Here is a 26,975-nt window from a genome sequence, read left to right on the forward strand (position 1 = left end):
ATATGCATTTGACCATAAATTCTGAATTCGCGACCTTAAAAGAAGTAATTGTCCATAGACCGGGGCGAGAAATTGATCGATTGACACCCTATAACAAACACTTGTTATTATTTGAAGATGTTCCCTACCTGGAAGAAATGCAAAGGGAGCATGATGTCTTTACCAAGCTGATCCGTGAAAAATGCGGGGCAGAAGTTTATTATTTCGATACATTATTAGGGGATATCCTTTCCGATGACAAGTTAAGAAATGAACTGATAAGGGAGGCTTTGGCAGTTTCAAGACTTGATCACCTTACGGATGAATTATTGGGTGTGCTCACCAAAGTACAGTGTGTGCAAGCTTTAATTGCCGGTATTAAAGTTCATGAGGTAAGGGGCAGTGTAAGTTCCAATGCTTTGGCAGATTTATTGGACCTGGCTTTTTTAATCCCACCTTGTCCCAATTTGTATTTTCAACGTGATACAGCTGCCATATTGCCCGGAGGGATTGTTTTTTCAAGTATGCGTTTGGCTGAGCGTCAAAGGGAAGCCAATATGGTGCGTAAAATTTTCGAAAATCATTCTCTTTTTAAAAGCAAAATTCATCAAATTTATCCTGGATCTTCTAATAACCACAACCATTCGATAGAGGGAGGGGATGTAATCATTCTTTCAGACAAAGCAGCAGCCATAGGCTGCTCAGAAAGGACGGATGAAAAAGCGGTATATCATGTGGCCAAAAGCCTGATTGCTGATGGGCCGATTGAAAGAGTTTATGAGGTTCATCTCCCTAAAAAGAGAAATTTCATGCATTTGGATACCGTTTTCACCATTTTAGATAAAAACAGGGTGCTAACCTACCCGGATGCACTGCAGGCAGTTCAACATATTTCTGTTTATACCAGAAAAGAGGATAAAAGTGAAGTTGTAAACATAAAACGGAAGGTTTTAAAAAGTACCTTACGGGAAGTGCTCAAAAAGGAAATCGACAATTTGGAAATAATAGGTACCGATAAGGTAAATCAAGAATATGCATTAAGAGAACAGTGGTTTGATGGGGCCAATGTATTTACCATTGGGCCGGGTCAGGTCATTTCTTACAACCGAAACAAGCACACCAATCAGGCGCTGAGAGATTATGGCATTGAGGTGTTTGAAATGCCATCTTCGGAGCTTTCCAGAGGTCTTGGAGGACCTAGGTGTATGAGTTTGCCTATCGCAAGGTCTGAGGATTGATAAAGACTTTGAAGGCCTAGTGATTCCTAAAAACTGTCAAAGAAAGACCGTCTTCTGGAAACTTTTAAGTCCCGTAAAATATTTGATTTCACTCGAATGTCTATATTATAAGAAGTAAACCTGCCAAAAGGCACCCAGTTGACATTCATTTGCCAGCAATGCAAATCTCTGGCCATGCCAATCATGGTTTGGGTGATTTCTGCTGTAGAAAGATCGTAGCCACTGCTAAAGTTTATTTTCCATTTATCCGATAGACTGATATCTCCGGAAATATTTATGGCTTGTGTAACATTTTTAGTACCAGAGGTTGCTTTGCTGTAACTCAAGTTATAACTATAAGTCATATTCCAGGGGATGGACCAATCGATATACTGACTAGGGTCATTCGCTATTCGATTAATTTCATTTTCTACAAAATCATTCATTTGCCCACCCTGGTTTAAGAAATCATTGGTGAGTTCATCCCTAACTTCTCCGGGTGATTTCTCGGTTTTACTTGGGTTGAAACTTCCATTGATATTTAGGGATGCCCTTCTAATCGTCCCTAAACCCTGTCCATTTTTCCATGCAAATTCGTTTATTTTTGCTGTGGTCACTTCCTCCCCATTGGTGTAAGTTCTTGTGGCATAAGGATCGAGAGTTGTGCTAAAGTTTACCGAGAGTTTCTTGTCAAATAATGAGGTTCTGGTGTTAAAACTAATAGGAGCCAGATTAAATGAATCCGCAGCAAAGTTGTAATTGGTAGAAATATTTAAAGATTGCAGTAAAGGTACTTTTTTAGTAGTAGCTTCTGCGGTGTCGCTCTCAGTTTTAATTTTTGCTTCCAGGACATTTCTGATGTTTACATTTAGCGATTTTGACTCCCCCAAAGGAGCGCCTCCGTAAATAAATCCTGAATACCTGGATAGGCGGCGTAAGGTTCCGCTGGCATCTGTTTGAACTTCTTGGTAATACCCGTATTTAGGGTCTGAAAAATCAGGCGTACTAGAAAATCCAAACGAAGGTTGCATATGGTGTCGGATGGCTTCAATTTTAGACCCATTTTTAAAAGTATAGAAACCATAAATATTCGTTGAGAGATTAAAGGAACTGTTGTAATAATTCACTCGGTTAAAACCATTTTCCAGAATTTGATCCAACCGGTCTTCTTGGGGGTTATAGTAATAATTTATTCTCTCCAAGTACCAAAGTTCTGTGAAGTTCATTGAGGCGGTACCTGTAAAGAACCGAAAAAGGCTAAAATTGGAAGAAATAGGCACCGTGTTCCTGAAGCCATTGTCAGCGTTTCTCAGCAGTTCAGGTAAATTGGCAAATGAAAATGGGATCACATCCGGAGTGGAGATTTCTCCCAATTCTTCTATTTCCTGTTGAAGACCCGGATCTACGCCGAGTTCTGTGGTGATTTCATTATTAATTGAATTTTGGGCATTGAAATTCCAAGAAACATTTAAGGTTTTGAGGGGTTCAAATTTGATGTTTTTAAATGGATTTTGTCGATTCATATTAATAGCGATGTCCGGAAGGAGTAGTTTCACTTCGTCAGTTACCTGATTTTGTGAATGCCTTAAGTTTGCAGACATGCTAAAGGGTGTACCAGTAAAGGTTTTGCTGTAAGAGATATTGGAAGAAAAATCAGACTGTTGATTTTGTACGAAGTTACCTTGATTTAGGATATTGTCATTGTATGATTTTGTACCAAAATTTGCCGAAGCAGAAAATCTGGAATTTCCTCTGGTTTCAGGAGTATGGTTCCATCTAAACCAAAAAGCATTGTACTCTAAGGGTACCTCTGCAGTTTCGGGGCTTTTAAACTTTTGATAGTCAATATTTAATCCTCCTTTAAATCGGTATCTTTTATTGTAAACTGATGCCGTTTTTAAGCCATAGCCTCCTTTGGAATAGACCTCGCCTGTTACCCTGGTATGGACATAATCATTAAAAGCGAAATAATATCCAAAATCCCTTAAAAAGAAACCCCTCAATTGCTCCTCACCATAGGAAGGAAAGATAATTCCTGATGTTTTTTCTTCTGGAGTATCAGGGATTACACCAAAAGGGAGTCCTAATGGAGTTGGTATATTGTTAAAATATAAATTAAACGGACCGGAAATAATGTGTTTTCCACGCACCGATTTTATTTTGGATGAAGAGATATGCCAATGAGGCTCCACCAAGTCGCAAGTGGTATAAAAGCCTTGACTAAGGTATACAGAGCCTTCGTTGTCTTTCTTTACAATGGCACCCCTGAGAAGTCCTTCATCTTGTTGGGTCACTACATCGGAAATTATGGCTTTCTGACTTTTGAAGTTATAGCGCATCTCTTTGCGGATTTCGTATACACTATTGCCTTCTTTAAACATGGGCGTACCTTGAATTACCCCCACACTATCTTTAAGCCCGGAAGCGTAGAGCTCATTCTTTTTCCAATCTATGGCGATATAATCAGCGTCTAAACGAATATTTCCATACTCAAACCATGCACCTTTATACAGAAACACTTTATTTTGTGAAAAGTCTGAGACAATACTGTCTTCGGCGTAGTAATTGATAGTGGTTTGAATGTCACCTTTTGGTTGATTTAGCGTAGAGTCTAAATCAGATGGGCTGATAGTAAGAATGCTATCTGGAAGAACAGGTAGAAGGGTGTCAAGCCTGACTTCAGGGTTTCCTAATGTATCAGGAGTCGAGAGTTCTAGTTCAGAAGTTCTTTCCTTGCCGATGCCTTGGGCCCATATAGTATGCCCAAAGAAGCTGAGCATACAGAGAGAAAGAAAAGCGTTCTTAATTATCTGCACCAATAATTTCTGTTTGCTATAAAAATCATTAAATTTTCGGTAAAGTTAAGGTTATTAACGTTTATGAAACGAACCAAAGTGAAAAATATTCTTTTAATTTCATCGCTCTTAATGGCTGTTGTTTTAGTAGGGTTTATTCCTTCTAATGAAAAGGAATCAGAGTTTAAGTTAAGAAGAATTGTAATAGATGCCGGTCATGGAGGCAAAGACCCAGGGACACTCGGGAGAATGTCTCAGGAAAAAGATGTAGCACTTTCAATCGCGCTAAAGGTTGGAGGTTATATTAATGAGTTACTTCCGGAGGTGGAAGTGATCTATACACGTAAAACGGATGTTTTTATTGAGCTTAAGGAGCGGGCTAATATTGCCAATAGAAATAGGGCTGATTTGTTTGTGTCTATTCATTGCAATGCCATCAATTCGACAAGGGCTTTTGGTACAGAAACCTATGTGATGGGGAATAAAAATTTTAATGCAAATTTTGAAATTGTTAAAAGAGAAAATGCTGTGATTTTACTTGAGGACGATTATCAAGAAAATTATGAAGGTTTTGACCCCAAATCGCCTGAATCCTATATGATGTTCAATTTAATGCAAAAAGCCTTTTTCGCGAATAGTCTTTCGTTGGCGGGGAAAATTGAAAATGATTTTTCCACTCGAGTTAACAGGCATTCCCGGGGGGTCAAACAAGCGCCATTCTACGTGTTATGGACCACAAGTATGCCTAGCGTCTTGATTGAAACAGGTTTTTTGTCTAACCCATCAGAAGAAAAATACCTAAATAGTAAGAGTGGACAGACTTTTTTGGCCTCCGGAATATTTAGGGCAATAAAAGCCTATAAAGAGGAATTGGAGGCCATTTGATTGGCGTTAATTTTTATAATCACAGAATATACTCCTATAATTGAAGGTCACATGTATTTTATTGCCAAAATTTGGTAAATTTGGTTAATTGAAATTGTGAGTGATAGCTGAGATGAATATTCAAATGACTGATAAAGAATTAAATGCTCTTGTATCTTTATTGGATGACGGTGATCAGGAAATAAAGGAACATGTTAGAGATAAAATACTCTCTCTGGGTAATCAAATCATCCCTTTTCTTGAGAATAAATGGGAAGGTTCATTCAATCCGGAACTTCAAAAAGAGATAGAGGAAATTGTTCATGACATGCAGTTGAACCTACTGAAAGATAGGTTGAGCAATTGGAAAAATTCTCAAGAAAGAGAATTGCTCGAAGGGCTGTGGATTGTCAATACTTACTTGTATCCTGATTTGGAGTTTGACCAGTTGAATGCTTTGATGCAGCAAATTTATTTTGATGTGTGGACTAACTTCAAAAATGAATTGTCCGTTTACGATAAAATAAAATTGATCAACAATGTCATGTTCAATGATTTGAAGTTTTCTGCCAATACCAAAAATTTTCATAGCCCGGCCAATAGCATGCTTAAAACAGTGTTGGAAACCAAAAAAGGCAATCCCATTAGCCTTTGCTCTGTTTACTTATTGGTGGCCAAAAAACTTGGACTCCCGGTTTATGGAGTTAATCTACCCAATCTCTTTGTATTGACTTACCAGTCCGGTAAGTTCAACTTTTATATCAATGCATTCAATAAAGGCCTAATATTCACCAAACAGGATATCAATAATTATCTTGACCACCTAAAGCTGGATCCCAAACCTGAATATTATGAGCCTTGCGAAAATATTGAAATTATCAGGAGAGTAATCCGAAACCTTATCTTCTCTTTTGAAAAAATTGGGGATTTAGATAAATCTAAAGAAGTCAATCAACTGCTGAAAATTGTGAATCAACCATAAGGTTGTTAATATTTTATATTGCAACCAACAGCTCTGGTTACCGTGGGGCTCGGGCGGTCCTTATTAATGAGATCATCCAGAGCAGCAGAAAGGTGATGTACAGTCGCACTCTGCATTGCCTGAGCATTGTTGTCAATCGCCCCTCTGTATGCAATACTATAACCTGTAGGCCCCGAGGTGATAATTACTACCTCAGGTATTTTCTTTACCTCAGTCATTTTAGTAAATACTTGTTGGTCGTCCATTAAGTAGGGAAGCTTATTGTCCTTGGCAAAGGAAAGGTTGCTTAGTTTTTCCTGTGTTTCGCTCTCTTGACCTGCATGAGGATTAACTAAAGCGAAGGTGATGTTTGCAGCAGTATATTTCTCTTTTAATGCCTTTATCCTAGAATTGTATAGTTTAGAATAAGGACATTTAAGGGTGTAAAAAATAAAAACCTGCGCTTTAGCTGATTTGTTTTTTTCAAGGGTATATTCTTGATTGGTAACCGCGTCTACCATCTTAATATTGGAAATCTTCTGGCCAAATACGGCCGAGGTCCAAAATATACTCAATACAAAACACCCCAAAAAAACCTTCATCGCTAGTTGTTTTATAACAAATATAGGAAAAATCACCAAACCGTATAAGTAAGAATCATGTCGTTTTCAGAGTAAGACATGACTTGGTAATGATGATCCGAAAAATCAGATCCATAAATTTTACCTTTTATTATTTTGTCATTGGCTGTAAAAGGTTCTAAAATAATATTTTGCCGCAGGCTAATTCCTTTTTTACCCTGACATTTATAGATGCTTTCTTTTACAGACCAAGCCATAGTGTACAAGAAAGGGTCAGCACCTAAAAACTCCATTTCAGATGGATCCAGGTATTTTGGTCCCAGAGGAACCGTTTTGTCTCTAACCCGTTCCAAATCTATGCCTACAGACATTTCCCTGTGAAAAATAGCGGCAGCGTAATCTCCATGGTGTGTGAGGGATACATGACCTGACTCATCCATGGTGTGGGATTTTCCATGATTGTCTTTATAGAATCCAGGATAGGGTAAAGATAAACTGTCTAAGGTGTTTTTGATGGCCAGTCTGGCTGCTTTCCATTCTTCTCTTTTTTGTGGATGCCCTATATTTGCAAGTGAAAGCTTTTCTCTAAAACTTAAAAAGTCCATGGACGTATTTTCAGAGGATTTAATATTGTTGATGGCAAAAGCAGATAAAGGACTAATTTTTTCTATTTTTGTTAACATAGTAACTTTAAGGCAACTGTATAGTAATTAGGTTCTGCAATATATGTCAAATATTCAAGTAAGTAAACTTAACACATTACGAGGGCACAATCATTCTGTATTTGCCCTTGCCGGTGGTTGCCTGCCAAGCCTAATATATACCGGTTCAGGTGATGGGATGGTTGTTGAATGGAACCTTTCCGAATTGGGAGACGGCCTTTTATTGGCCAAACTGCCTAGCTCTGTGTATGCCTTAGAAGTTGACAAGCAAAGAAATATCTTGTTTATTGGCCAAAATAATGAGGGAATTCATGCCATTGATTTGGAGAGTAAAAAGGAGATTTGGTCATTAAAGATCACCTCCCAAGCCATTTTTGATATCAAAGTGCTTGGCCATTTACTATTGGTGGCCACAGGAGATGGAGTATTGGTCGTGATTGATATTGAAGAACGTTCTCCCGTGCGGCACATTAAGATTAGCGATCAATCTTTGCGGGTTTTGGCAGTTTCTCCGGACAAAAGTCAAATTGGTATTGGGGCCAGTGATCACCTGGTAAAAGTTTTTGATACCAAAGATTGGTCACCCCTAGCAAGGATGCAAGGGCATTTGAATTCCGTATTTGCACTGGCCTATAGCCCGGACGGTAAAACTATTGTAAGTGGAGGTAGGGATGCCACACTTAAGTTTTGGGATACTGAAAGATTTGAAATGCAACAAAATATTGCTGCACATATGTATGCAATCAATTATCTTTCATTTCGGGAAGATGGCAAGTATTTTGTGACTTGCAGCATGGATAAGTCCATTAAGGTCTGGGATCCGGAGGAGTTCAAGCTATTGAAAGTGATAGATAAAGCCAGGTATGTTGGGCATGGGACTTCTATTAACAAAGTTTTGTGGACCAAGAATGAAGATCAAGTAGTGGCGATCAGTGATGATCATACTGTTTCTGTTTGGGAAATAACTATTGGTCAATAACTTCCGGTCAAAGATCGGCTAAATGACGAAAAAATGAAAATTACACCATTGGATATCCGTCAGAAGACCTTCGAAAAAAATTTCAGGGGCTATGATAAAGATGAAGTTTCAACCTTTTTGAGTTATTTGTCTCAAGAATGGGAAAAGCTTGTAGAAGAGAAAAATGCACTAGAGATTAAATACGAGCATGCCGAAAAAGAAGCGGCCAAGCTTAGAGAGGTGGAGCAGTCACTTTTTAAAACATTGAAAACAGCAGAGGATACAGGAGCGAGCATTATAGAGCAAGCCAACAAAACAGCAGAATTAATCCTTAAGGAGGCTCAAATGAATGCGGATGCCCTACATGCTGAATCAAGAGGCAAGGCACGCAATATGATCGATCAGGCAGAGTCACAATCTAAAAACATCATCGAAGACCTTAGAGAAGATGTGAATGTTTTGGTAGAAAATTATGAAAAATTACTGGATCAGAGAGATTACCTACTTAAAAACCTGAAAAGGACCGCTGCAGAAACCTTGGAGAATGTAAAAGCAGCCCAAGATGGGTTTACGGAAATAGATACCGGGATTCATACCCGCTTGGTCAAGGAACTTCAAAGAAAAGAAAAGAGCTATGATGCCCCGGAAAAGGAAGAATCCAAGCCTGGTCTTTCTGCCAACACTTACACATGGGAACAGCCGGAAAATCAAGATGCAGTAGAACAAAATAGCATCACTGAAGCCAAGGAAGAAAAGCAGCAAGAGGCTTCTGAAATCAATGCCGTTCCGGAGCAGGTGAAAGAACAAGAAAGTAAGGAAGCGGACAAGAAAAAAACGCCTGAAGACAAAGGGGATAAACAAGACCAGAACGGTTCATTTTTTGATCAATTTGAATAATGGGAAAGGTATCACTTGAAGGAATAGAGTTTCATGCTTTCCATGGCGTTTTTTCAGAAGAAAAAAAATTAGGAAATCGATTTACAGTGGACTTGCATGTGCATACTGATTTTCAGCAAGCCATGTATTCAGATGATCTCAATTATACGGTAGATTATTTCAAGCTTTACCAAATCGCCAAAGCCCATATGCAGGTGCCGGTAAAATTGCTTGAGCACCTCGGTCATTTAATGATCAAAGACATCCTCAAAGCGTATCCGGATAGTAAGGAGGTTCAAGTAATTATCAAGAAGCACAACCCTGCCCTTGGAGGAGTGGTAAATTTTTCGGTGGTAGAAGTAGCTTACCCCAGAGATTATAAGTAAACGGTCGATACTGATGTATACCAAGCATGAATTAAGTACAACCAGACAGGAGTTTTGGACCACTTTTGGACAGTATATGAAACCTGTTCCCAATGCAGAGGGGAGAAAAATAAACTGGAAAAATTATAAAACAGGGGTGAAGCACATGTATTTCAGGATGAAAGCAGAGCGAGATTTTGCTTCTATTTCCATTGAAGTGCAGCATCCCGACAGTGAAATTCGAGGTTTATTGTTTGATCAATTGTTGGCTTTCAAAGGCATTTTCCAGCAGGAAGTAAATGAGGAATGGGAATGGACGGCGAATCTCCCCAACGATTGGGAGGGAAATTTAAGTAAAGTAGAAAAGAAACTTGGAGGTGTCAATGTGATGGAAAAGGATGATTGGCCAAAAATCATTTCCTTCCTAAAACCAAGAATTATTGCCATAGATGCCTTTTGGGCCAATATGAAGTACGGCTTTGAGGGTTTGACTTAAACCAACTAGCAAAGCGTAATGGCTTAGTCTGCATCGTGCCTTTTGGGTAGCTCAGGATTGGTGAATACAAAACCTCTGGCTTCATTGCTTTCATGGAAATCCACCTGCATACCCATCAAAAACATCACATGCTTTTTTTCAATCAAGACAGTTAAACCTTCAATGTCATAGCTTTGGTCTTCGTCCTTTTTTAAGTCAAAGCCCAATGCATAAGATACTCCACCACAGCCACCACCTTTCACGCCTACTCTTAAAGCATATTCCAGCGGGATATTCTTTGTGGATATTATGGTTTTTATCTCTTCAAGAGCCTTTGGTGTTATATTTATCGGTGTCAACATGTGAACTTAAGGGCAGAGAATGATAATTGGTTCCAAAATTAAAACAGAAAAACATTTGGTGCATAGTAAAACATGACATTATTTTAGATATTGCTAATTAAAACCTTTGACTATGGATTACCTCTTTGAACTCTTAAAAATAATTGTTCCTGCCGGCCTGGCAATATATGGCATGTTTATTATTACGGTATCATTTTTGAAGAAGGAAAGGGAGATAAAATGGTTGGATATAAAATCCAAAAATTCAGAGCAAATTATCCCTTTGCGTATTCAGGCTGCTGAACGCCTTTGCCTTCTATTGGAGCGAATTTCACCCAATAATCTGGTGAGGCGGGTAAATGGACCGGAGATGCTTTCGGGGGAATTGCATGGTCTTTTGATTCAGGAAATCAGGAGTGAATTCAATCATAATTTATCCCAACAGGTGTATTTCACTGATGATAGCTGGGAAACCTTAAGGTCTGCAGTAGAACAAACCATTTCCCTTATAAACAATGCTTACCAACAAGTAGGTGGAGAAGAAAGGAGTATTGAATTGTCGAAAAAAATATTTCAGCTCGCAATGGAAGTGGAGCAGGATAGTATTGGGGTTGCTTTAAGGAAAATCAAAGATGAAATACGGGTTTACTATTGATTCAAAAATTTAACTTTACGAATACTTATGAATAGTTATTCTTCAGGTCAGAACCTCTTTGAAAAGGTCAAAGCCATCTACCTCAACAGGGCAGAGCATATAGCCGGTACAGAGAAAAAATTAAAAGCTTTACTTATAAAAGTTAACCAGAAATGGCAGGAGCTTTCTCAAAACCCAACCTTTGCTCAAGTCAAATTTCAGATTGAGATTTTTATTAGAATGATAAAGGCTCATTTAAGTAAAAAATATGCAGGTTTATCCAACAGGTCTTTGGGACTTATAGTCTTAGGTCTGTTTTATTTCGCCCTGCCCACTGACTTGGTGCCGGATTTTATCCCATTTGTGGGCTACGTAGATGACATCACTGTTTTATTAGCTGTTTTTAAAAGCATTCAATCTGATATTGAGAAGTTTTTAGATTGGGAAAAGAATCAGGATCTATGAGCCAAATAGCATTTGTATCCGGAGCCTCAGGGCTGATAGGCATTCAGTTATTGCATCAACTTTTTAAAAATGAGTCTTTTGACTGGGTGGTATCCTTTGGGAGGAGGGAGCTTGCGTTGAAACACCAAAAGCTGGTTCAGCTGAAGGTTGATTTTGCTCAATTGGATAAGGTAGACCTGCTAGAGGAGATAAGAAGTCAAAATATGGGAGGGGAAAAACAGTCCCTAATCAAAGGATTGTCAGAAAATTCAGCGACCATTTGCGCTTTTAGTGCCTTAGGCACGACCATCAAAAAAGCAGGTTCCAAAGAAAGCTTTTACCGTATTGATCATGATTTTGTGGTAGAATTTGCCAGATTTTCTTTAAGGAATGGCGCCAAAAGGTTTTTTTATGTCAGTGCTTTGGGGGCTGATGCCCAGTCATCCATTTTCTATAATAAGGTAAAAGGAGAAGTGGAAAATGACCTTAAGAGAATGGACTTTGATTATGTCGGGATATTCCAGCCCTCTTTATTATTGGGGGAGAGGAAAGAAAGCAGACCGGGGGAAGAAATAGGAAAAGTACTGATGAAATTTGTAGCTTTTTTGGGACTATTTAAGAAATACAAGCCTATTTATGATCATCAGGTTGCTAAAGCCATGGTGCAAAAGGCTTTGAATTTAAAGATCACCGGGAATGAGACCATCCCCTCTTCCGAAATGCATAAAATGACACAATGATTGTAGTTTTACAAAGAGTAAAAGAAGCTTCAGTAAGTATATCAGAAAAAGAAAAAGCTACTATTGGTGCAGGGATACTGGTTCTACTTGGGATCGAATCTGCAGACAATGATGAAGACATTTCTTGGATAGGCAGAAAGATAATAAATATGAGGATATTTGCCGACGATGAAGGAGTGATGAATAAAAGTGTACTAGAAACCGGAGGAGAGGTATTGGTGGTAAGTCAATTTACACTTCATGCAAGTACAAAAAAAGGAAACCGACCGTCTTATATAAAGGCTGCCAGGCCCGAAATAGCCATTCCTCTTTATGAAAAATTTGTAAAGGAAATTTCCAGTCTGTTGCGAAAGCCTGTACCTACGGGTGAGTTTGGTGCAGATATGCAGGTTTCATTAGTAAATGATGGCCCGGTTACCATTATTTTAGATTCAAAAAATAAAGTTTGATTCACAACGCCTGATTTTCAGAAAGAGTTTACCTACAAGTAAATCCATTCTGACCAATGTGCCCATATCAAGTATAATGGCTATTCTATGAAAAAGGAAGAGGTTTTCTTTACAATAAATAATGCTACAGTTCAGTCGTTTGGTAAAACGGTGTTTAAATGGCTTAACTTTACGGTTCAAAATGGCGAGTCATGGGCCATAATAGGGCAGTCCGGAAAAGAGCGCACCTTGTTTTTGGAGACCATTTTAGGAAGAACAAGTTTGGTCGATGGCAGTATATCCTGGCCTTTTGCCAGGGAATACCAAGAGAAACAGCGCAAGCTTGGCTTGATCAATAGTTATAGAGATTTGATAGCCCTGGTTTCTCAGAAATACACCTTTCGCAATAAATCCAGCCAGCAAAATTTTTATTACCAGCAACGGTTCAATAGTGCAGAATCAGAAGATACGGCCACTGTAGATGCGTTTTTTGGTGGCATTGAAAGTAAGAAAGAAGGAGTTTGGGATATTGCTAAGGTTGTCCAACTATTTGGGCTAGAAAAATTGAGGAACAAATCATTAATCAAACTGTCCAATGGTGAAACCAGAAAGTTGGCCATGGCAGAAGCATTAATGAAAAACCCAAAACTTTTGTTAATTGACATGCCCTTGGTAGGATTGGATGTGCAAACCAGGGATAGTTTTGAGGGTATACTCAAAGCCATTCAAGAATCCGGAATTCAGCTCATCATGACTTCATCTGCCAATGAAGTCCCTTTATCCGTTGATAAAATAGCTTGGATAGGCGGAGGAAGATTATCAGTTGTAGATGACAGGGATAGTCTCATTCCCTTAGAAAATGAGACCAATGCTTTATTTAACCTTAAACCTGAAGTTTTTGAAGGTTTATTGGAGAAGAATGTCTCTGCCAATGCAGCCCGTGTGATCATAGCTATGAATAATGTCACCATCAAGTATGGAGATAAAATATTGCTTGACAATGTGTCTTGGAAAGTTTTGCCCGGAGAGAAATGGCTTATCAAAGGACATAATGGCGCAGGAAAATCAACCCTTATCAGTTTGGTGTTAGGAGAAAACCCTCAGGCCTATGCCAATGATATTGTGCTTTTTGATAAAAAAAGAGGGACCGGTGAAAGCATTTGGGACATCAAGGGTCCCATAGGTTTTGTGTCGGCGGAGTTGGCCAGGTACTTTCCTGTAAACCAAACCTGTAAAAAAGTGGTGGCATCCGGTTTATTTGATACCATGGGTTTGTTTAGAAAACTTAATGAGGAACAGGAGGCATTGGTAGATCGGTGGATGGATGCCTTGCAGCTATCCCATTTAGGTGAACTGAGGTTGACGCAAATAAGCCTGGAAGAACAACGTTTCTGTCTTTTGGCCAGGGCGATGATCAAGTCGCCCACCTTACTCGTATTAGATGAAGCTTCTCAGGGAATGGATGAAGAACAAAGAAATAGGTTCAAGGCTATCATAGAATATTTTTGTGATGAAACAGACCTGACCATGTTGTTTATTAGTCATTATGAGGAGGATATCCCTAAAAATATAGAAAAAACCATTGAGTTAGTATCAGGAAAAGCAATACAATAAACATCATGACCATAGAAGAGGCACAAAAGAAAATAGATGATTGGATAAAGACTACTGGAGTTCGGTATTTCAGTGAGTTAACAAATATGGCCATTCTAACCGAGGAGGTTGGTGAGGTGGCACGGGTTATTTCCCGTAAATATGGTGATCAATCATTTAAGGAAAGTGATAAGGAGGTGGATTTGGGAGATGAAATGGCGGATGTATTATGGGTCTTGCTTTGTTTAGCCAACCAAACCGGTGTAGATCTTACCCAAGCTTTTGAGAAAAATTTTGAGAAAAAGAATCTACGGGACAAGGATAGGCATAAAAACAACGAAAAGCTAAAATAGCAAAGGTCAAGAAATAAGCTTTATTGAACCGAATTATAGTACTTTAACCTCATCTCCTACAGCAATTTCCCCCTCGTTTAATGCAATAAGGTTTTGTCCAAATAGAATTTTCCCATTGACATTCCTATATTTAGCCAAGGTCTTTAAGGGTTCTTTACCTTTGGTAGCGGTGTACTGATCGATCGTTGTCATCACACATCTGGCGCAGGGCTTGGTGACCTGAAATACAACTTTACCAATTTGAATTTTATCCCAGGAGTCTTCCTCAAAAGGATTTGTTCCCGTAAATACAATATTGGGTCGGAACCTACTCATAGGTACAGGGCTATCAAGGCGTTCATTCAAATCCTCCAAAGAGGCCTGGCCGATAATTAGGAACGGCATACTGTCTGCAAAGCTTACGTATTCATTGTTTACCTTGTACTCACTTTCAATATACCTTTTGTTATCCAAATCCATTTTTAAAAGCTGGCAACTCATTTTTAGTTGCCTTGAAAACCAGGTGTCGACTGTAGATGATACATGTAAGGCCTCCACAGGGTCATCCCATATTTGGCTTTTAATTTTTTTGCCGGAATTTTGGTTTATAGGTATTTCTATTCCGTTTTGCGGATTAGACTGATGGTAAATATACAGGATATTTTCTCGAATTTCTGTCTGGAACAAGGCCATTTCCGGTTTGGTTCGTTGGGTAAGGAATTTTCCATTTTCATCCACCAGCATCCAATTTCTGTCATATTGAAAACCTGATGTTTCCACCTTGCCATCAGTTAAGTTTATTCCTCCTAAGGATTTGATGGGGAAGATATTGATTTGAGAAACTTTCATTCTAAATAATCGATTGACCTATCATGTAAATATCGGCTTCTTTTGCGGTAAAACGATGAGAAATATTGACATTTTTATAGTTAACCTGTCACGATTTATGACAATGTGGCATTAATTTTTTGAATATTTCACTTGGCACATTGGTTGTTAGAATAGTTTTGTATTTAAAACGAAAACGACAAAATATATATAATTATGGGAAAAATTATCGGTATTGATTTGGGGACCACCAACTCATGTGTCGCTGTAATGGAAGGGAATGAGCCTGTTGTCATTCAGAACAGTGAAGGAAGAAGGACCACACCTTCAATAGTGGCATTTTTGGATAATGGAAATGGAGAGAGAAAGGTTGGTGATCCGGCTAAACGTCAAGCGATTACCAATCCTGCAAATACAATTTCTTCTGTTAAGAGGTTTATGGGAAAGAAATTTTCTGAAATTTCAGAAGACAAAAAGCATGCTTCTTATAAAGTAGAAAAAGGACCTAATGACACTGTAGCAGTTAAAATTGGCGACAGGTCGTATACTGCTCAGGAGTTATCAGCTATGATTTTACAAAAAATGAAATCAACAGCTGAAGATTTCTTGGGTCAGGAAGTGTCAGAAGCGGTTATTACCGTACCTGCTTATTTTAATGATTCTGAAAGGCAAGCCACCAAAGAGGCAGGTCAAATTGCCGGGCTTGATGTAAAACGTATCATTAATGAGCCTACTGCAGCGGCACTAGCTTATGGTCTTGACAAGAAAAATGCAGACATGAAAATCGCTGTATTCGATCTTGGTGGAGGTACTTTTGATATTTCTGTATTAGAGCTAGGGGATGGTGTATTTGAAGTAAAATCAACGAATGGTGATGTTCACCTTGGAGGAGATGACTTTGATCAAGTAATCATTGACTGGCTTGCAGAAGAGTTTAAAGCAGAAGAAGACATTGATCTTAAAAATGATCCAATGGCGCTTCAGCGATTAAAAGAAGCGGCTGAAAAGGCTAAAATAGAACTTTCTAGTTCTTCAGCTACAGAAATTAATTTGCCATATATTACTGCTACTCAGACAGGGCCTAAGCACTTGGTTAGAAGTCTTTCCAGAGCGAAGTTCGAGCAACTTTCAGATAGTCTGGTAAAAAGATCTATGGAGCCTGTTCGTAAAGCAATGGCAGATGCTTCAATATCTCCATCTGATATAGACGAAGTCATCCTTGTGGGTGGATCCACTCGAATCCCTAAGATCCAAGAGGAAGTAGAAAAGTTCTTTGGTAAAAAACCTTCTAAAGGTGTAAACCCTGATGAGGTTGTGGCCATAGGTGCTGCCATCCAAGGTGGGGTACTTACAGGTGAAGTAAAAGATGTGTTATTACTTGACGTAACACCTCTATCTTTGGGTATTGAAACAATGGGAGGAGTGTTTACCAAGTTAATCGAGTCTAACTCCACCATTCCAACGAAGAAGTCTGAGGTATTCTCAACAGCAGCTGACAATCAGCCGGCAGTAGATATTCATGTGCTTCAAGGTGAAAGATCCATGGCTAAAGATAACAGAACCATTGGTAGGTTCCAGTTGTCAGATATCCCACCATCTCCAAGAGGAGTTCCTCAAATTGAGGTTACTTTTGATATCGATGCCAATGGTATTCTTAATGTGTCTGCCAAAGACAAAGGCACTGGTAAAGAGCAAAAGATTAAAATTGAAGCTTCTTCCGGCTTGACTGAAGAGGAAATCGAAAGAATGAAGAAGGAAGCTGAAGCAAATGCTGCTACAGATAAGGAAGAGAAAGAAAAAATCGATAAAATCAATCAAGCGGACAGCTTAATTTTTCAGACAGAGAAACAACTCAAAGAATTTGGAGATAAATTGTCTGAAGGAAACAAAACAGCTGTAAACGGAGCATTGGAACAACTTAAAGCTGCTCACCAAAGTCAGGATTTAGCAGCCATTGATTCTGGAATGGAAGCCTTGAATACTGCTTGGAGTGCCGCTTCTCAGGAGATGTACAGTCAAACGCAAGGAGCTGAAGGTGCTGCCGGTCAGCCGGGACCTGATGCTGCTGCAGCAGATGATGCCGGAGATGGCGTTTCAGATGTAGATTATGAAGAAGTAAACGAAGAAGATAAGAAATAGTAAATCACCATTTCTTTTATAAACTATTAATAATGGTGTCCCTGAAATTCAGGGATGCCATTATTTTTAAAAGGAGAATGATTCAATACTTTTAAAATTGCATAAGTTTAAACTAGTTGATCAAGCCATAGGGTTTTCACTGGCAGCTAACATTATAGCCTAACCAAAAGGTCGGGTTTGTGATTTTATGATAAGGAGTCATTTTGTCGCCCTTTATTTGCATAAAATAGCAATTAGTAAGAGGTTTTTTCCATTTTAATTTATTAGGGTATGCAGTTAACATCTGAGAATAAACTTAAAAATCTGATTATAGTTGGTGATCGGCTACTTATTAAATTGAAGAAGCCCAATCAAAAAACTTCCAGCGGACTTTACCTGCCTCCCGGTGTTCAGGAAAAAGAGAAAGTTCAGCAAGGTTATATTATTAAAGCCGGTCCTGGGTATCCGATTCCGCTACCGGTCGAAAACGATGAGCCATGGAAAGACCCTAGTGAGGATGTTAAATATATCCCCTTACAGGCCAAAGAAGGGGATTTAGCTGTTTTTTTACTGAATGGAGCATATGAGGTAATTTATGAAGGAGAAAAGTATTATATCGTTCCTCAAAGCGCTATTTTGATGTTAGAGCGAGAAGAAGAACTTTGATTTCAGGTTTTAAAAATTAAAAAAAAAGTGAACTTACTTACAGTAGGTTCACTTTTTTTTTAACAATTATGTATTATTATAAGTTGATGCTTATAATGACCTTTCTTGTGGGAGAAATCTTCAGGTGTCATCATTGATTTTATTAATAAATTTATGCATTTTGTGTTTTTATTTTGAGTTTTGTGTGTAAATAATTAGCTTTATTGTGTTTTAAACTAAATTAATTGTAGTTTGATTAGTTGATTGTCAGAGATTGACAATTTAGTTACGTTGTTTCTTGATCACCAGAAAGTTCGGAAGGGTATTGTTTATATAGCCCTTAAGAATGTTTTTTAATTTAATAAAAGGAAATGATTACTTCATCTTTTTTAGATAGTATTAAAAATAGCGAGTTGTTTAAATTTTTGCAAGACCATTTTCATGATGGGATGCTCGTTTTTGAAAAGATAGGGCAGTGGTATTGCGAGTGTGATGAATCTTTCACTAAAACCCTAGGGTTTTCAAGTAATGGTAAGCCCTTTCCCGGTCTATTTCAATTGGTAGGTGAGAGCGAAAAAGCAATTCTTTTAAAATTTCTGGAAAGCGGAAATCAGTCTAAGCATGGAACAAGGCTTAGTAGAAATATAAAAATTCAGTCAGCACAAGGTAGGCGGCTAACTTTAAAACTAACTGGTTTTGTAGCAAAAACAGCTGTAGATGAAGGTTCTACGCGTTTGGTGTTCTTTATCGAAGACTTGACAGAAAGGATAGATAAAGAGAATTTTCAATATCAATGTAACCTTGCTGCAGGAATTGGTTATTGGAGCATAAATTTTGAAAAGAACAAGCCGGAGTGGAGCGAAGTTACCCGGCTGATTCATGAAGTCCCCCAAGACTATGAGCCAACAATGGATGAAGCGCTACAATTTTATAAGGAAGGGTGGAGTAGAGAATCTATCAAAAAAGCTTTTAATAAAACGATTGAGACAGGAGAATCTTTTGAGCTTGATTTAATAATTACCACCTATACTCAAAAAGATAAATGGGTGAGGTCTGTAGGGCAGGCAGAGTTTGTGGATGGAAAGCTTGTCAGAGTATATGGTACTTTCCAAGATATCCATAGTAGAAAAATTGCCCAATTGAAATGGGAAGAAGAGCATAATAAATTGAAATATGCGATTCAAGGTACAAATCTTGGGACATGGGAATGGGATATTCAATCAGGTGCTACAGTTTTTAGTGAGAGATGGGCTGAAATCCTCGGTTACAAGTTAAGCGAATTGAAACCAATAAATTTTCAAACTTGGGTAGACCTCATGGATCCTGAGGATTTAAAGGTGGCCAATTCCAAATTGAAAAGTTGCTTTGAAGGAGATGCAGATTTTTATGATTGTGAGTTCAGGATGAAACATAAAGATGGATCCAAAAAGTGGATTCATGCCAGGGGGAAAGTTGTTGCTTGGACAGAAAATGGAGCACCTAAATTAATGTTTGGAACCCATGAAGATATCAATCAATCCAAAGCTAAAGTTCAAAAGCAGGCTATTTTTATCTCTGAGGCTCCCTTGGCTATCGCCATGTTTGATAGGGAATTGAGATACCTTGCAGCATCTTCCAAGTGGCTGCTAGATTATGATATAGAAAATCGATCAATTATAGGTAAATATCATTATGAGGTATTTCCTGAAATAGGTGAATTTTGGAAAGAAATTCATAAAGAATGTTTGGAAGGGGCTGTTAGGTCTAGTAATGAGGATCGGTTTGTAAGAAAGGATGGTTCAGTTCAATGGCTCAGGTGGGAAGTGAAACCCTGGTATGAGGAAGCAGGTACCATTGGAGGAATCATTATGTATACTGAGGACTTAACCGAACATAAGCTGGTAGCGGAAAAATTAAATATCTCAATTGATGCATTTCAAAGAAACTTTGAAAATGCGGGTATTGGTATGGCCATAGTTTCTCAGGAGGGTAAATGGCTCAATGTCAATGATAAAATTTGTGAAATGTTGGGCTATGAAAAAGATGAGTTTAATGAATTAACTTTTCAAGACCTTACCCATCCTGATGATCTGGCCATAGATCTTGGGTATTTGAAGGAGATCATAGCAGGTAGACGCCAAACTTACCAAATTGAAAAAAGGTATATCCATAAAAATGGACATGAGGTGTCTGCAATTTTGGCAGTATCTGTTGTAAAGGATTCCAAAAACACGATTTTATATTTTATTTCTCAACTTATTGATATTACGGCTGTCAAACAAGCAAAGAATCAAGTGTCTAAGTTGTTAAAAACAACTCAAAAACAGAATGAGCGATTAAAAAATTTCGCACATATAGTGTCTCATAATTTAAGGTCACATTCTTCTGGGATGAATATGTTATTAGAGTTGCTCGAGTTTGAACATCCTGATTTGTTTAAAATGGAAATCATGACCTTGCTAAAAAAGGGTGGGTTAAACCTTTCCGGAACGATTGAACATTTGACCGAAATTGTCAATATAAATTTAAATGAATCTGCAGACAAAGAGCGTGTAGACCTAAGTAGCGTTATAAGCAAAACTATAGAAAGTGTTTACCCGATTGCCAAGAAGGAAGGGGTTGAGTTGATCCAAGAGGTTGTTTCAGAAGTTTATGTAAGTGGTGTTTCTGCTTACGTTGAAAGCATTGTCCTAAATTTTATAACCAACGGTATTAAATATAGGTCGACTGAGAGGGATAGTTATCTGAAGGTTCAAGTAGTGTTACATGATGATACTGTCGAGGTTCGGTTTGAAGACAATGGGTTGGGTATTGATCTTGAAAAAAATGGAGAGGCCTTGTTTGGGATGTATAAAACCTTTCATAGACATGAAGATTCAAGGGGTATAGGTTTGTTTATCACTAAAAGCCAAATTGAAAGTATCGGTGGATCTGTGGAGGTAGAAAGTGAAGAAAATGTAGGTACTACATTTAGTGTGTTTTTACAGAAGGATTAGTTACTTCTTAGTTTTGCTGCTAAAAAAAGCCATAGTGAAATTTTTCACTATGGCTTTTTAATTTTTGATTATGGTAAATTTTTAGAACGAAAAGACACCAGCTACCAAGAATGAAGCTAAATTTTTAGAGCTTTGATAATCATTGTTGATAAAGAAATCATCAGACATCATATCTAGCCTAGTTTCTGGAATAATAGTGAAGTTGTCGGTAATCTTGATGTTACCTGAAAGGGTGCCAGCTACTACTCTGCCATCACCCACGCCGTTTAAACCAACTACGCCATCCAGTCCATCATTGAATACTTTGAAATATTCCCCTCTTGCTCCAATGGAAAATTTATCAGAAGTGGCGAATTGTAGGTAACCGGCAACACCGTAGAAACCATAACCATCTCCTGAGGCATCCTGAATTGAAGAGCCGTTATACATTTGTCCGGCGGCGGTAGTGTTATAAGTGGTGTTTAGTCCTATATACATTGATTCTGTAACATCATAACCAGCGGTAAGGTCTATTTGGAAGGTGTTTCCCATTGAACTATTGCCAAAAGCTGATAAAGTGTTCATGTCAAGTTTGCCATCCTGATCTCCATACAATACATTTAGATAGGTGCCTCCGGCGTCAGTAGCATAAGCCAATTGCCCACCCAATGTATATGATCCGTTAAAGTTAAATTCGGTCATGTCAGTAGGGTTCATTATAGCAGCCATAAAAGACCAGTTGTCAGATAGTTGAAAATCTGCTTTTAGACCTGTATGAGAGAATGGTCCATATGAAAACATATAAGATGTGGAATAATTGAAGTTTCCTGTTGGAGAAATTACCTCGTAACCCAAATAGGTGTTAAAGTTTCCCATGGTAAGCGTTACTGCATCACTCACATTGTAATACATGTAGAGTTGATTGACGATCTGAGAACTTCCTGCCATTCCTCCTGTGTACATTGGAGAACCAAAAACGGCATCTTCGCCTCTTGGCCCAAATACCAAGTCGGCTACAAATCCTACCTTTTCACCTTCATAAGTGGCAATTATATTGGCCATTCCTAGGGAAAAGCCAGGAAGGTTTGCAAATGAGGTGGCTGGTGCTTGGGCAGCATCTCCCTTGTTGGGTGCGTTAAGATTGCTTCTGAAATAAGCGTCAACTGATCCTGAAAGAGAAAATTTTGATGGCATTTCTTGTTCCTCTTGAGCAAGAATGAATGTTACAGGAATTAAAAAAAGTACAGTTAAGATAGTAAATAATTTTTTCATTTTGTTTTTGATTAAATTTGGGAAATGGGATAGTTTGAAGGGCCCTGCAATTTTTTAGAAACGGCAGGACCCTTAATTAATATAGTCTAGTCCTAATTTGATTTATTCGTCGTAGATGATGGTGTAACCTCTGATACCATGCTCGTGACTGTCCAGTCCAGATATTTCATGTTCTTCAGATACTCTTACTCCAATGGTTTTCTTCAATACGAAGAAGATGGCAAGGGCAGAAAAGAAGGCGACTACACCGCATATAGCGATTCCTGCCAATTGTGTTAGTATGGAGTGCTCTGGGTTGGTGGAAAAGATACCTACGGCTAAGGTTCCCCAAACCCCACAGGTTAGGTGAACAGATACAGCACCTACTACATCATCAAGTTTTAATTTATCCAAAAGTATGGCAGACAATACCACCAATATACCGGCAATAAAACCTACTAAAAGTGCAAATATTGGGTTGATCACGTCTGCTCCGGCCGTGATACCAACCAATCCGGCCAAGATTCCATTCAATACCATTCCTAGGTCAAGTCGCTTAAAGGCAATATAAGCAGCGAAGAAACCACCAAGTCCGCCTGCACAAGCTGCAAGCGATGTAGTAACAAGTACAAATGATACCAATCCCGGGTCAGCAGAAAGTACAGATCCACCATTAAAACCAAACCAACCTAACCAAAGCAAGAATACACCGATTACTGCCAAAGGAACACTAGATCCAGGCTTTTCAATAGTTTTACCGTTTACATATTTACCGATACGAGGTCCTACCATAATCACACCTGCCAAAGCACCCCATCCACCTACTGAGTGAACCAGTGTGGAGCCTGCGAAATCGTAAAAGCCCATGGCATCTAAGGCGCCTCCGCCCCATTTCCAGCTTCCGATGATTGGGTATACTATACCTACAAAAATTACCGTGAAGATTAAATAAGACCAAAGTTTAACCCTCTCAGCAATAGCTCCCGATACGATAGTAGCGGCAGTAGCTGCAAACATGGCTTGGAAAAGGAAATCCGTCCAGTAAGTGTAGCCGGCATCCGCATAGTCAGCACTTACATCTACACTTCCGGGGTTAAACCAGAACATGCTCCAACCGGCCCCATCAAATCCAAACCAACCTGGTACGTCAAATCCGGGATACATTAGAAAAAATCCGAGTAAGCCATAAGACAATACACCTATTATAGGAGTAACAGTGTTTTTGAAAAGAATATTCACTGTGTTTTTAGCTTGACCAAAGCCAGCTTCTACACCAGCAAAACCGAGGTGCATAATGAATACAAGTGCCGTGGCTAGCATCATCCATACGTTGTTTGCTGTAAGGAGATTCTGAGTGATTGCATCGGCATAGTCAATTCCACTAGAACTGACTTGTAATAAAGGAGGTAAAATGTTTTTCATAAGAAACCTAGAATTAAAGGGTTACAGGTTAAACTTTCACTTATAATTTTATTTGAGACAAATTTAGGCAATTAATAGTCAAAAAAACAACTATAAAAACGAAGATAAGTGTAAAAAACACAAAAATCAGGTGTAATAAACACTTAAAAACAGGATTATTGTATTTAAAAATGTATAAAAGGGTTAAAAATACATCCTTTTAAAATAAGTAATAAAAATTTGCATTAATCGATTTAAGTAAATTTATATTCTGTAATTATCCCTAAACATCAGGTATAAATTCAATATAAATAAAAAAAAGCCATCACTTATTTTAAATTAGTGATGGCTTGAATAATTTTTGGAGGAAGAAAAATAATTGTATTATTTCAACAATTAATTTATTTTCATTTTTTTTATAAAAAAGATATGAAAATTAACTTTTAAATATCAAAAACAATGAATTTTGATTTGTTTTGCAATAAAGATTGATAGTTGTTAAGGATTTTGTAGTGACGTTCATTCTTGTAAAAGAGCGAATTCTTTTGCGAAGTAAGTTAGTATAACTTTAGCACCGGCTCTTTTTATACTAAGTAATGATTCAGTCATGGCTCTTTCTCCGTTTAGCCAACCATTGGCAGCAGATGCTTTGATCATTGCATATTCTCCACTCACATTATAAGCAGCTATCGGTAAAGGGAAATTGTCATGAAGGAGCTTGATTATGTCCAAATAAGCCAAAGCAGGCTTGACCATTAAGAAATCTGCCCCTTCTTCAAAATCCAATTGGCCCTCTATTAATGCTTCTTGGCTATTGGATGGATCCATTTGGTAGGTTTTTTTATCACCGGCTTTTGGGGCAGAGTCTAATGCATCTCTAAACGGGTTATAAAAAGCACTTGCATATTTTGCTGTATAAGACATAAGGGAGACATCTTGAAAGCCATTCTCATCAAGTAATCTTCTTAAATACCCGATTCGTCCATCCATCATGTCTGATGGGCCAATAATATCGGCTCCTGCTCTGGCTTGTGCCAAGCTCATTTTTCCTAGAACTTCAAGGGTTTCGTCATTGAGTATTTTTCCATCTTCAACCAGTCCGTCGTGCCCATCAATACTGTAGGGGTCCATGGCTACGTCTGTCATTACACATGCCTCAGGGAAGGTTTGCTTGATGGTGAAAAGGGCTTTAAGGTAAAAGGTATCTTCATTATAGCTTTCGGTTGCCCAACGATCCTTTTTTTCTTCCGAATAAGCAGGGAATATATCAAAGGTAGTGATGCCTAATCTCAGGCAACTTTCAATTTCTAGAAGCATTTGATCCAAAGAGTACCTGAAAATTCCCGGCATGGATTTTACAGGTACCTTTTGGTTGATTCCGTCAATTAAAAATAGTGGAAGAATTAAATCTTTGACAGATAGTCTTGTTTCTTCCACCAAAGCACGTATAGCAGGAGACTTCCTATTTCTTCTTGGTCTTCTTAACATGGCTTTATATAATTAGTGGTGCTGTTTTTTTAAATAATATTAATATTAAATGTGCTAAGCTTAATAGCAATTTTTAATTCATGAGTTCCCACACAGTCTCAAGGTTGATTTCAGAATAATCGTTGATGTACAATTGGCATGGAGGTAATTCTTCTTGCTTATGTGAAGAAAGTACCCCTATCACTTTCATTCCGGCATTTATTGCGGCAGTAACTCCTGAAAAAGAATCCTCAAAGACCAAACAGTTTTCGGGATTCACATTCAGTAATTTTGCCGACGTAAGGTAAACTTCTGGGTCTGGCTTATGGTTTTGAACATTTTCACTAGCGAGTATCGATTCCATTTTGGGGGCAAATTTGAGGGTGCCCATTATTAAGTCTAGATTGGCCCTTGGGGCAGAAGTAGCAACTCCTGTTCTGAAACCGTCATCTTTTAAAGCATCCAAAAATGGAAGGAAATCGGGAAGTGTAATGACTTTGTCTGCATAAATCTCCCTGAAAAGCCCCTCTTTTTCGTTTTCCAGACTGATGAATTCTTCGCCGACTATTTCTCTCCCCAAGAAATGTTTGAAAATGTATTTGTTGCTTTTGCCATACATGTGTTTTTCGAATTCCTCTTCGGTAGGGGTGAGGCCTCTTTTACCAAAAAACACTTTAAAAGCTTCAGAGTGAAAAGGGTTGGTGTGGCAGATTACCCCATCCATATCGAAGATTACTGCTTGGTTTTTCATTTTTATTTGGCAGGTTTTTCAAAATTTAAGATAGTATGTTCAATGATGTCACAGCAATCATATAGTTCTTCTTCAGTCATCACTAGTGGAGGAGCAAAGCGGATAATATTTCCATGTGTGGGTTTCGCGAGCAAGCCATTTTCCTTAAGTCCTACGCAAATATCCCAGGCAGTAGTGCTTTCCGGTTGGTCATTGATGACTATTGCATTCAATAATCCTCGTCCCCTAACCAGGCTTACCAGATCCGTTTTTGAGATTAGCTTCTCCATTCTTTCTCTGAAAAGCACACCTAGACGTCTTGCATTTTGTGCTAACTTTTCCTCTTTCACCACTTCCAATGCAGCAATAGCTACTCTTGCACCCAATGGGTTGCCTCCGAAGGTAGAACCATGCTGTCCGGGATGGATGACCTCCATAATAGGGTCGTTAGCAAGCACGGCTGAAACCGGGAAAAATCCTCCTGAAAGTGCTTTGCCTAAAATAAGTATATCAGGAGCTACGTAACTTTCTTGCTTTTCGCAATGCTCTTTGCATGTGCAATCACCACATACAGCTAATAAAGACCCTGTTCTCGCAATACCTGTTTGTATTTCGTCTGCCATTAATAAAACATTGTGAGTTTCACAAAGTTTTTTTGCTTCTCTTATATAGTTATGTTCCGGAGTAATTACTCCGGCTTCTCCTTGAATGGGCTCAATTAAGAAACCAACCACATCAGGATTGTTGACCAATGCAGCATTTAGCGCAGTAAGATCATCGTAAGGAATTTGTATAAAGCCGGGGGTGTAAGGTCCGAAATTATTGCGGGCATCATCATCTGTAGAAAAAGAGACAATGGTTGTAGTTCTTCCATGGAAGTTTTCACTGGCCACTATGATCTTTGCCTGATGAGGTGCTACTTCCTTTTTATCATATCCCCATTTTCGAGCGATCTTAATAGCTGTTTCCACAGCTTCAGCTCCGGTATTCATTGGGAGAACCTTGTCGAAGCCAAAATAGGAGGTAATGTATTCTTCGTAGGGACCTAAAATATCGTTAAAAAAAGCCCTGGATGTTAGGGTTAAGCTGTTGGCTTGTTCCACTAGTGCATCCTTTATTTTAGGATGGCAATGACCTTGGTTAACTGCCGAGTAGGCAGAAAGAAAGTCATAATACCGTTTCCCTTCTACATCCCAGAGGTAAACCCCTTCACCTTTGCTTAGTACTACCGGTAGTGGGTGATAATTGTGAGCTCCAAATTTATTTTCTAATTGAATTGCTTCTTGACTTGTCTTGATATCCTTCATTCTGGATCTCTTTTTTTGCTTTTTAAATA

26 protein-coding genes are annotated in these 26,975 nt (G+C 38.5%); 16 read left to right on the forward strand and 10 right to left on the reverse strand.

Features of this window, described 5'->3' with window-relative positions:
• Window positions 1-2 precede the first annotated feature (2 nt).
• A complete protein-coding gene (locus ACYVHJ_RS18775) occupies window positions 3-1,217 on the forward strand; it encodes an arginine deiminase (RefSeq protein WP_460517872.1) in 1,215 nt (404 codons plus the stop codon).
• A gap of 26 nt (window positions 1,218-1,243) precedes the next feature.
• Here ACYVHJ_RS18775 and ACYVHJ_RS18780 read toward each other — a convergent pair whose 3' ends face one another.
• A complete protein-coding gene (locus tag ACYVHJ_RS18780; RefSeq protein WP_460518124.1) occupies window positions 1,244-3,976 on the reverse strand; it encodes an LPS-assembly protein LptD in 2,733 nt (910 codons plus the stop codon).
• 99 nt (window positions 3,977-4,075) lie between these two features.
• Between ACYVHJ_RS18780 and ACYVHJ_RS18785 the strand changes: the two genes are divergently transcribed.
• Both ACYVHJ_RS18785 and ACYVHJ_RS18790 read left to right on the forward strand, forming a co-directional pair.
• Window positions 4,076-4,876, forward strand: a complete 801-nt coding sequence (locus tag ACYVHJ_RS18785; RefSeq protein ID WP_460517875.1) for an N-acetylmuramoyl-L-alanine amidase family protein — start codon at window positions 4,076-4,078, stop codon at window positions 4,874-4,876.
• A gap of 124 nt (window positions 4,877-5,000) precedes the next feature.
• Window positions 5,001-5,837, forward strand: coding sequence for a transglutaminase-like domain-containing protein (locus ACYVHJ_RS18790; RefSeq protein WP_339901716.1), 837 nt, complete (start codon window positions 5,001-5,003; stop codon window positions 5,835-5,837).
• 5 nt (window positions 5,838-5,842) lie between these two features.
• Here ACYVHJ_RS18790 and ACYVHJ_RS18795 read toward each other — a convergent pair whose 3' ends face one another.
• Both ACYVHJ_RS18795 and ACYVHJ_RS18800 read right to left on the reverse strand, forming a co-directional pair.
• Window positions 5,843-6,418: a thioredoxin-like domain-containing protein gene (locus ACYVHJ_RS18795; RefSeq protein WP_460517879.1), complete on the reverse strand. Its 576-nt coding sequence runs from the start codon at window positions 6,416-6,418 to the stop codon at window positions 5,843-5,845.
• A 32-nt stretch (window positions 6,419-6,450) separates the two neighbouring features.
• On the reverse strand, window positions 6,451-7,080 hold the full coding sequence (locus ACYVHJ_RS18800; protein WP_460517882.1) for a 4'-phosphopantetheinyl transferase family protein: 630 nt from the start codon (window positions 7,078-7,080) through the stop codon (window positions 6,451-6,453).
• A 43-nt stretch (window positions 7,081-7,123) separates the two neighbouring features.
• On the opposite strand from ACYVHJ_RS18800, the gene ACYVHJ_RS18805 reads away from it, so the two are divergent.
• From ACYVHJ_RS18805 to ACYVHJ_RS18820, 4 genes are read left to right on the forward strand one after another with little or no spacing between them, the layout of a single operon-like run.
• A complete protein-coding gene (locus ACYVHJ_RS18805; protein WP_460517885.1) occupies window positions 7,124-8,038 on the forward strand; it encodes a WD40 repeat domain-containing protein in 915 nt (304 codons plus the stop codon).
• Between the two features lie 33 nt (window positions 8,039-8,071).
• Window positions 8,072-8,914: a DivIVA domain-containing protein gene (locus ACYVHJ_RS18810; protein ID WP_460517888.1), complete on the forward strand. Its 843-nt coding sequence runs from the start codon at window positions 8,072-8,074 to the stop codon at window positions 8,912-8,914.
• A complete protein-coding gene (folB, locus tag ACYVHJ_RS18815) occupies window positions 8,914-9,279 on the forward strand; it encodes a dihydroneopterin aldolase (protein ID WP_339901711.1) in 366 nt (121 codons plus the stop codon). Before ACYVHJ_RS18810 ends, folB begins: the two co-directional genes overlap by 1 nt.
• A gap of 13 nt (window positions 9,280-9,292) precedes the next feature.
• Window positions 9,293-9,754, forward strand: coding sequence for a DUF4268 domain-containing protein (locus ACYVHJ_RS18820; RefSeq protein WP_460517892.1), 462 nt, complete (start codon window positions 9,293-9,295; stop codon window positions 9,752-9,754).
• A 23-nt stretch (window positions 9,755-9,777) separates the two neighbouring features.
• On the opposite strand, the gene ACYVHJ_RS18825 is transcribed toward ACYVHJ_RS18820, so the two are convergent.
• On the reverse strand, window positions 9,778-10,095 hold the full coding sequence (locus ACYVHJ_RS18825; RefSeq protein WP_339901709.1) for a HesB/IscA family protein: 318 nt from the start codon (window positions 10,093-10,095) through the stop codon (window positions 9,778-9,780).
• Window positions 10,096-10,207: 112 nt separating this feature from the next.
• Here ACYVHJ_RS18825 and ACYVHJ_RS18830 point away from each other — a divergent pair, with 112 nt between their 5' ends.
• From ACYVHJ_RS18830 to ACYVHJ_RS18855, 6 genes are all read left to right on the forward strand, one after another.
• Window positions 10,208-10,729: a DUF7935 family protein gene (locus ACYVHJ_RS18830; protein ID WP_339901708.1), complete on the forward strand. Its 522-nt coding sequence runs from the start codon at window positions 10,208-10,210 to the stop codon at window positions 10,727-10,729.
• A gap of 27 nt (window positions 10,730-10,756) precedes the next feature.
• Window positions 10,757-11,173, forward strand: a complete 417-nt coding sequence (locus tag ACYVHJ_RS18835; RefSeq protein ID WP_460517896.1) for a YkvA family protein — start codon at window positions 10,757-10,759, stop codon at window positions 11,171-11,173.
• Window positions 11,170-11,892 (forward strand): Rossmann-fold NAD(P)-binding domain-containing protein, encoded by a 723-nt coding sequence (locus ACYVHJ_RS18840; RefSeq protein ID WP_339901706.1) that lies wholly within the window; start codon window positions 11,170-11,172, stop codon window positions 11,890-11,892. Before ACYVHJ_RS18835 ends, ACYVHJ_RS18840 begins: the two co-directional genes overlap by 4 nt.
• Complete coding sequence (gene dtd, locus ACYVHJ_RS18845; protein ID WP_339901705.1) at window positions 11,889-12,341, forward strand: D-aminoacyl-tRNA deacylase; 453 nt, start codon at window positions 11,889-11,891, stop codon at window positions 12,339-12,341. The genes ACYVHJ_RS18840 and dtd overlap by 4 nt, the downstream gene beginning before the upstream one ends.
• An 87-nt stretch (window positions 12,342-12,428) precedes the next feature.
• Window positions 12,429-13,934: an ATP-binding cassette domain-containing protein gene (locus tag ACYVHJ_RS18850; RefSeq protein ID WP_460517901.1), complete on the forward strand. Its 1,506-nt coding sequence runs from the start codon at window positions 12,429-12,431 to the stop codon at window positions 13,932-13,934.
• Between the two features lie 5 nt (window positions 13,935-13,939).
• Window positions 13,940-14,266 carry a nucleotide pyrophosphohydrolase gene (locus ACYVHJ_RS18855; RefSeq protein ID WP_460517904.1) on the forward strand — a complete coding sequence of 109 codons (327 nt, stop codon included), beginning with the start codon at window positions 13,940-13,942 and terminating at the stop codon, window positions 14,264-14,266.
• A gap of 33 nt (window positions 14,267-14,299) precedes the next feature.
• Here ACYVHJ_RS18855 and ACYVHJ_RS18860 read toward each other — a convergent pair whose 3' ends face one another.
• The gene (locus ACYVHJ_RS18860) at window positions 14,300-15,094 is read right to left on the reverse strand and encodes an MOSC domain-containing protein (RefSeq protein ID WP_460517907.1); all 795 of its coding nucleotides are present in this window, start codon (window positions 15,092-15,094) and stop codon (window positions 14,300-14,302) included.
• A gap of 195 nt (window positions 15,095-15,289) precedes the next feature.
• Between ACYVHJ_RS18860 and dnaK the strand changes: the two genes are divergently transcribed.
• The 3 genes from dnaK to ACYVHJ_RS18875 all read left to right on the forward strand — a co-directional run bounded on the left by dnaK (window position 15,290) and on the right by ACYVHJ_RS18875 (window position 20,811).
• On the forward strand, window positions 15,290-17,212 hold the full coding sequence (gene dnaK / locus ACYVHJ_RS18865) for an Hsp70 family protein (RefSeq protein ID WP_460517910.1): 1,923 nt from the start codon (window positions 15,290-15,292) through the stop codon (window positions 17,210-17,212).
• 270 nt (window positions 17,213-17,482) lie between these two features.
• Window positions 17,483-17,857 carry a co-chaperone GroES gene (locus ACYVHJ_RS18870; protein ID WP_339901700.1) on the forward strand — a complete coding sequence of 125 codons (375 nt, stop codon included), beginning with the start codon at window positions 17,483-17,485 and terminating at the stop codon, window positions 17,855-17,857.
• A 350-nt stretch (window positions 17,858-18,207) separates the two neighbouring features.
• Window positions 18,208-20,811, forward strand: coding sequence for a PAS domain S-box protein (locus ACYVHJ_RS18875; RefSeq protein WP_460517914.1), 2,604 nt, complete (start codon window positions 18,208-18,210; stop codon window positions 20,809-20,811).
• Window positions 20,812-20,892: 81 nt separating this feature from the next.
• Here ACYVHJ_RS18875 and ACYVHJ_RS18880 read toward each other — a convergent pair whose 3' ends face one another.
• The 5 genes from ACYVHJ_RS18880 to rocD all read right to left on the reverse strand — a co-directional run bounded on the left by ACYVHJ_RS18880 (window position 20,893) and on the right by rocD (window position 26,946).
• Window positions 20,893-22,062, reverse strand: a complete 1,170-nt coding sequence (locus ACYVHJ_RS18880) for a porin (protein ID WP_339905194.1) — start codon at window positions 22,060-22,062, stop codon at window positions 20,893-20,895.
• Window positions 22,063-22,164: 102 nt separating this feature from the next.
• Complete coding sequence (locus tag ACYVHJ_RS18885; protein ID WP_460517917.1) at window positions 22,165-23,463, reverse strand: ammonium transporter; 1,299 nt, start codon at window positions 23,461-23,463, stop codon at window positions 22,165-22,167.
• 498 nt (window positions 23,464-23,961) lie between these two features.
• The gene (gene hemB / locus ACYVHJ_RS18890; protein ID WP_460517920.1) at window positions 23,962-24,930 is read right to left on the reverse strand and encodes a porphobilinogen synthase; all 969 of its coding nucleotides are present in this window, start codon (window positions 24,928-24,930) and stop codon (window positions 23,962-23,964) included.
• A 73-nt stretch (window positions 24,931-25,003) separates the two neighbouring features.
• The gene (locus tag ACYVHJ_RS18895) at window positions 25,004-25,660 is read right to left on the reverse strand and encodes an HAD family hydrolase (protein ID WP_460517923.1); all 657 of its coding nucleotides are present in this window, start codon (window positions 25,658-25,660) and stop codon (window positions 25,004-25,006) included.
• Window positions 25,661-25,662: 2 nt separating this feature from the next.
• Window positions 25,663-26,946 carry an ornithine--oxo-acid transaminase gene (rocD, locus tag ACYVHJ_RS18900; protein ID WP_339906108.1) on the reverse strand — a complete coding sequence of 428 codons (1,284 nt, stop codon included), beginning with the start codon at window positions 26,944-26,946 and terminating at the stop codon, window positions 25,663-25,665.
• Between the last annotated feature and the right edge of the window lie 29 nt (window positions 26,947-26,975).

This window comes from Cyclobacterium sediminis, assembly GCF_054781075.1.

Coding starts and splice junctions, on each gene's coding strand:
- ACYVHJ_RS18775 (WP_460517872.1), top strand. CDS start 3: ATGCATTTGACCATAAATTCTGAATTCGCGACCTTAAAAGAAGTAATT.
- ACYVHJ_RS18780 (WP_460518124.1), bottom strand. CDS start 3,976: ATGCTCAGCTTCTTTGGGCATACTATATGGGCCCAAGGCATCGGCAAG.
- ACYVHJ_RS18785 (WP_460517875.1), top strand. CDS start 4,076: ATGAAACGAACCAAAGTGAAAAATATTCTTTTAATTTCATCGCTCTTA.
- ACYVHJ_RS18790 (WP_339901716.1), top strand. CDS start 5,001: ATGACTGATAAAGAATTAAATGCTCTTGTATCTTTATTGGATGACGGT.
- ACYVHJ_RS18795 (WP_460517879.1), bottom strand. CDS start 6,418: ATGAAGGTTTTTTTGGGGTGTTTTGTATTGAGTATATTTTGGACCTCG.
- ACYVHJ_RS18800 (WP_460517882.1), bottom strand. CDS start 7,080: ATGTTAACAAAAATAGAAAAAATTAGTCCTTTATCTGCTTTTGCCATC.
- ACYVHJ_RS18805 (WP_460517885.1), top strand. CDS start 7,124: ATGTCAAATATTCAAGTAAGTAAACTTAACACATTACGAGGGCACAAT.
- ACYVHJ_RS18810 (WP_460517888.1), top strand. CDS start 8,072: ATGAAAATTACACCATTGGATATCCGTCAGAAGACCTTCGAAAAAAAT.
- folB (WP_339901711.1), top strand. CDS start 8,914: ATGGGAAAGGTATCACTTGAAGGAATAGAGTTTCATGCTTTCCATGGC.
- ACYVHJ_RS18820 (WP_460517892.1), top strand. CDS start 9,293: ATGTATACCAAGCATGAATTAAGTACAACCAGACAGGAGTTTTGGACC.
- ACYVHJ_RS18825 (WP_339901709.1), bottom strand. CDS start 10,095: ATGTTGACACCGATAAATATAACACCAAAGGCTCTTGAAGAGATAAAA.
- ACYVHJ_RS18830 (WP_339901708.1), top strand. CDS start 10,208: ATGGATTACCTCTTTGAACTCTTAAAAATAATTGTTCCTGCCGGCCTG.
- ACYVHJ_RS18835 (WP_460517896.1), top strand. CDS start 10,757: ATGAATAGTTATTCTTCAGGTCAGAACCTCTTTGAAAAGGTCAAAGCC.
- ACYVHJ_RS18840 (WP_339901706.1), top strand. CDS start 11,170: ATGAGCCAAATAGCATTTGTATCCGGAGCCTCAGGGCTGATAGGCATT.
- dtd (WP_339901705.1), top strand. CDS start 11,889: ATGATTGTAGTTTTACAAAGAGTAAAAGAAGCTTCAGTAAGTATATCA.
- ACYVHJ_RS18850 (WP_460517901.1), top strand. CDS start 12,429: ATGAAAAAGGAAGAGGTTTTCTTTACAATAAATAATGCTACAGTTCAG.
- ACYVHJ_RS18855 (WP_460517904.1), top strand. CDS start 13,940: ATGACCATAGAAGAGGCACAAAAGAAAATAGATGATTGGATAAAGACT.
- ACYVHJ_RS18860 (WP_460517907.1), bottom strand. CDS start 15,094: ATGAAAGTTTCTCAAATCAATATCTTCCCCATCAAATCCTTAGGAGGA.
- dnaK (WP_460517910.1), top strand. CDS start 15,290: ATGGGAAAAATTATCGGTATTGATTTGGGGACCACCAACTCATGTGTC.
- ACYVHJ_RS18870 (WP_339901700.1), top strand. CDS start 17,483: ATGCAGTTAACATCTGAGAATAAACTTAAAAATCTGATTATAGTTGGT.
- ACYVHJ_RS18875 (WP_460517914.1), top strand. CDS start 18,208: ATGATTACTTCATCTTTTTTAGATAGTATTAAAAATAGCGAGTTGTTT.
- ACYVHJ_RS18880 (WP_339905194.1), bottom strand. CDS start 22,062: ATGAAAAAATTATTTACTATCTTAACTGTACTTTTTTTAATTCCTGTA.
- ACYVHJ_RS18885 (WP_460517917.1), bottom strand. CDS start 23,463: ATGAAAAACATTTTACCTCCTTTATTACAAGTCAGTTCTAGTGGAATT.
- hemB (WP_460517920.1), bottom strand. CDS start 24,930: ATGTTAAGAAGACCAAGAAGAAATAGGAAGTCTCCTGCTATACGTGCT.
- ACYVHJ_RS18895 (WP_460517923.1), bottom strand. CDS start 25,660: ATGAAAAACCAAGCAGTAATCTTCGATATGGATGGGGTAATCTGCCAC.
- rocD (WP_339906108.1), bottom strand. CDS start 26,946: ATGAAGGATATCAAGACAAGTCAAGAAGCAATTCAATTAGAAAATAAA.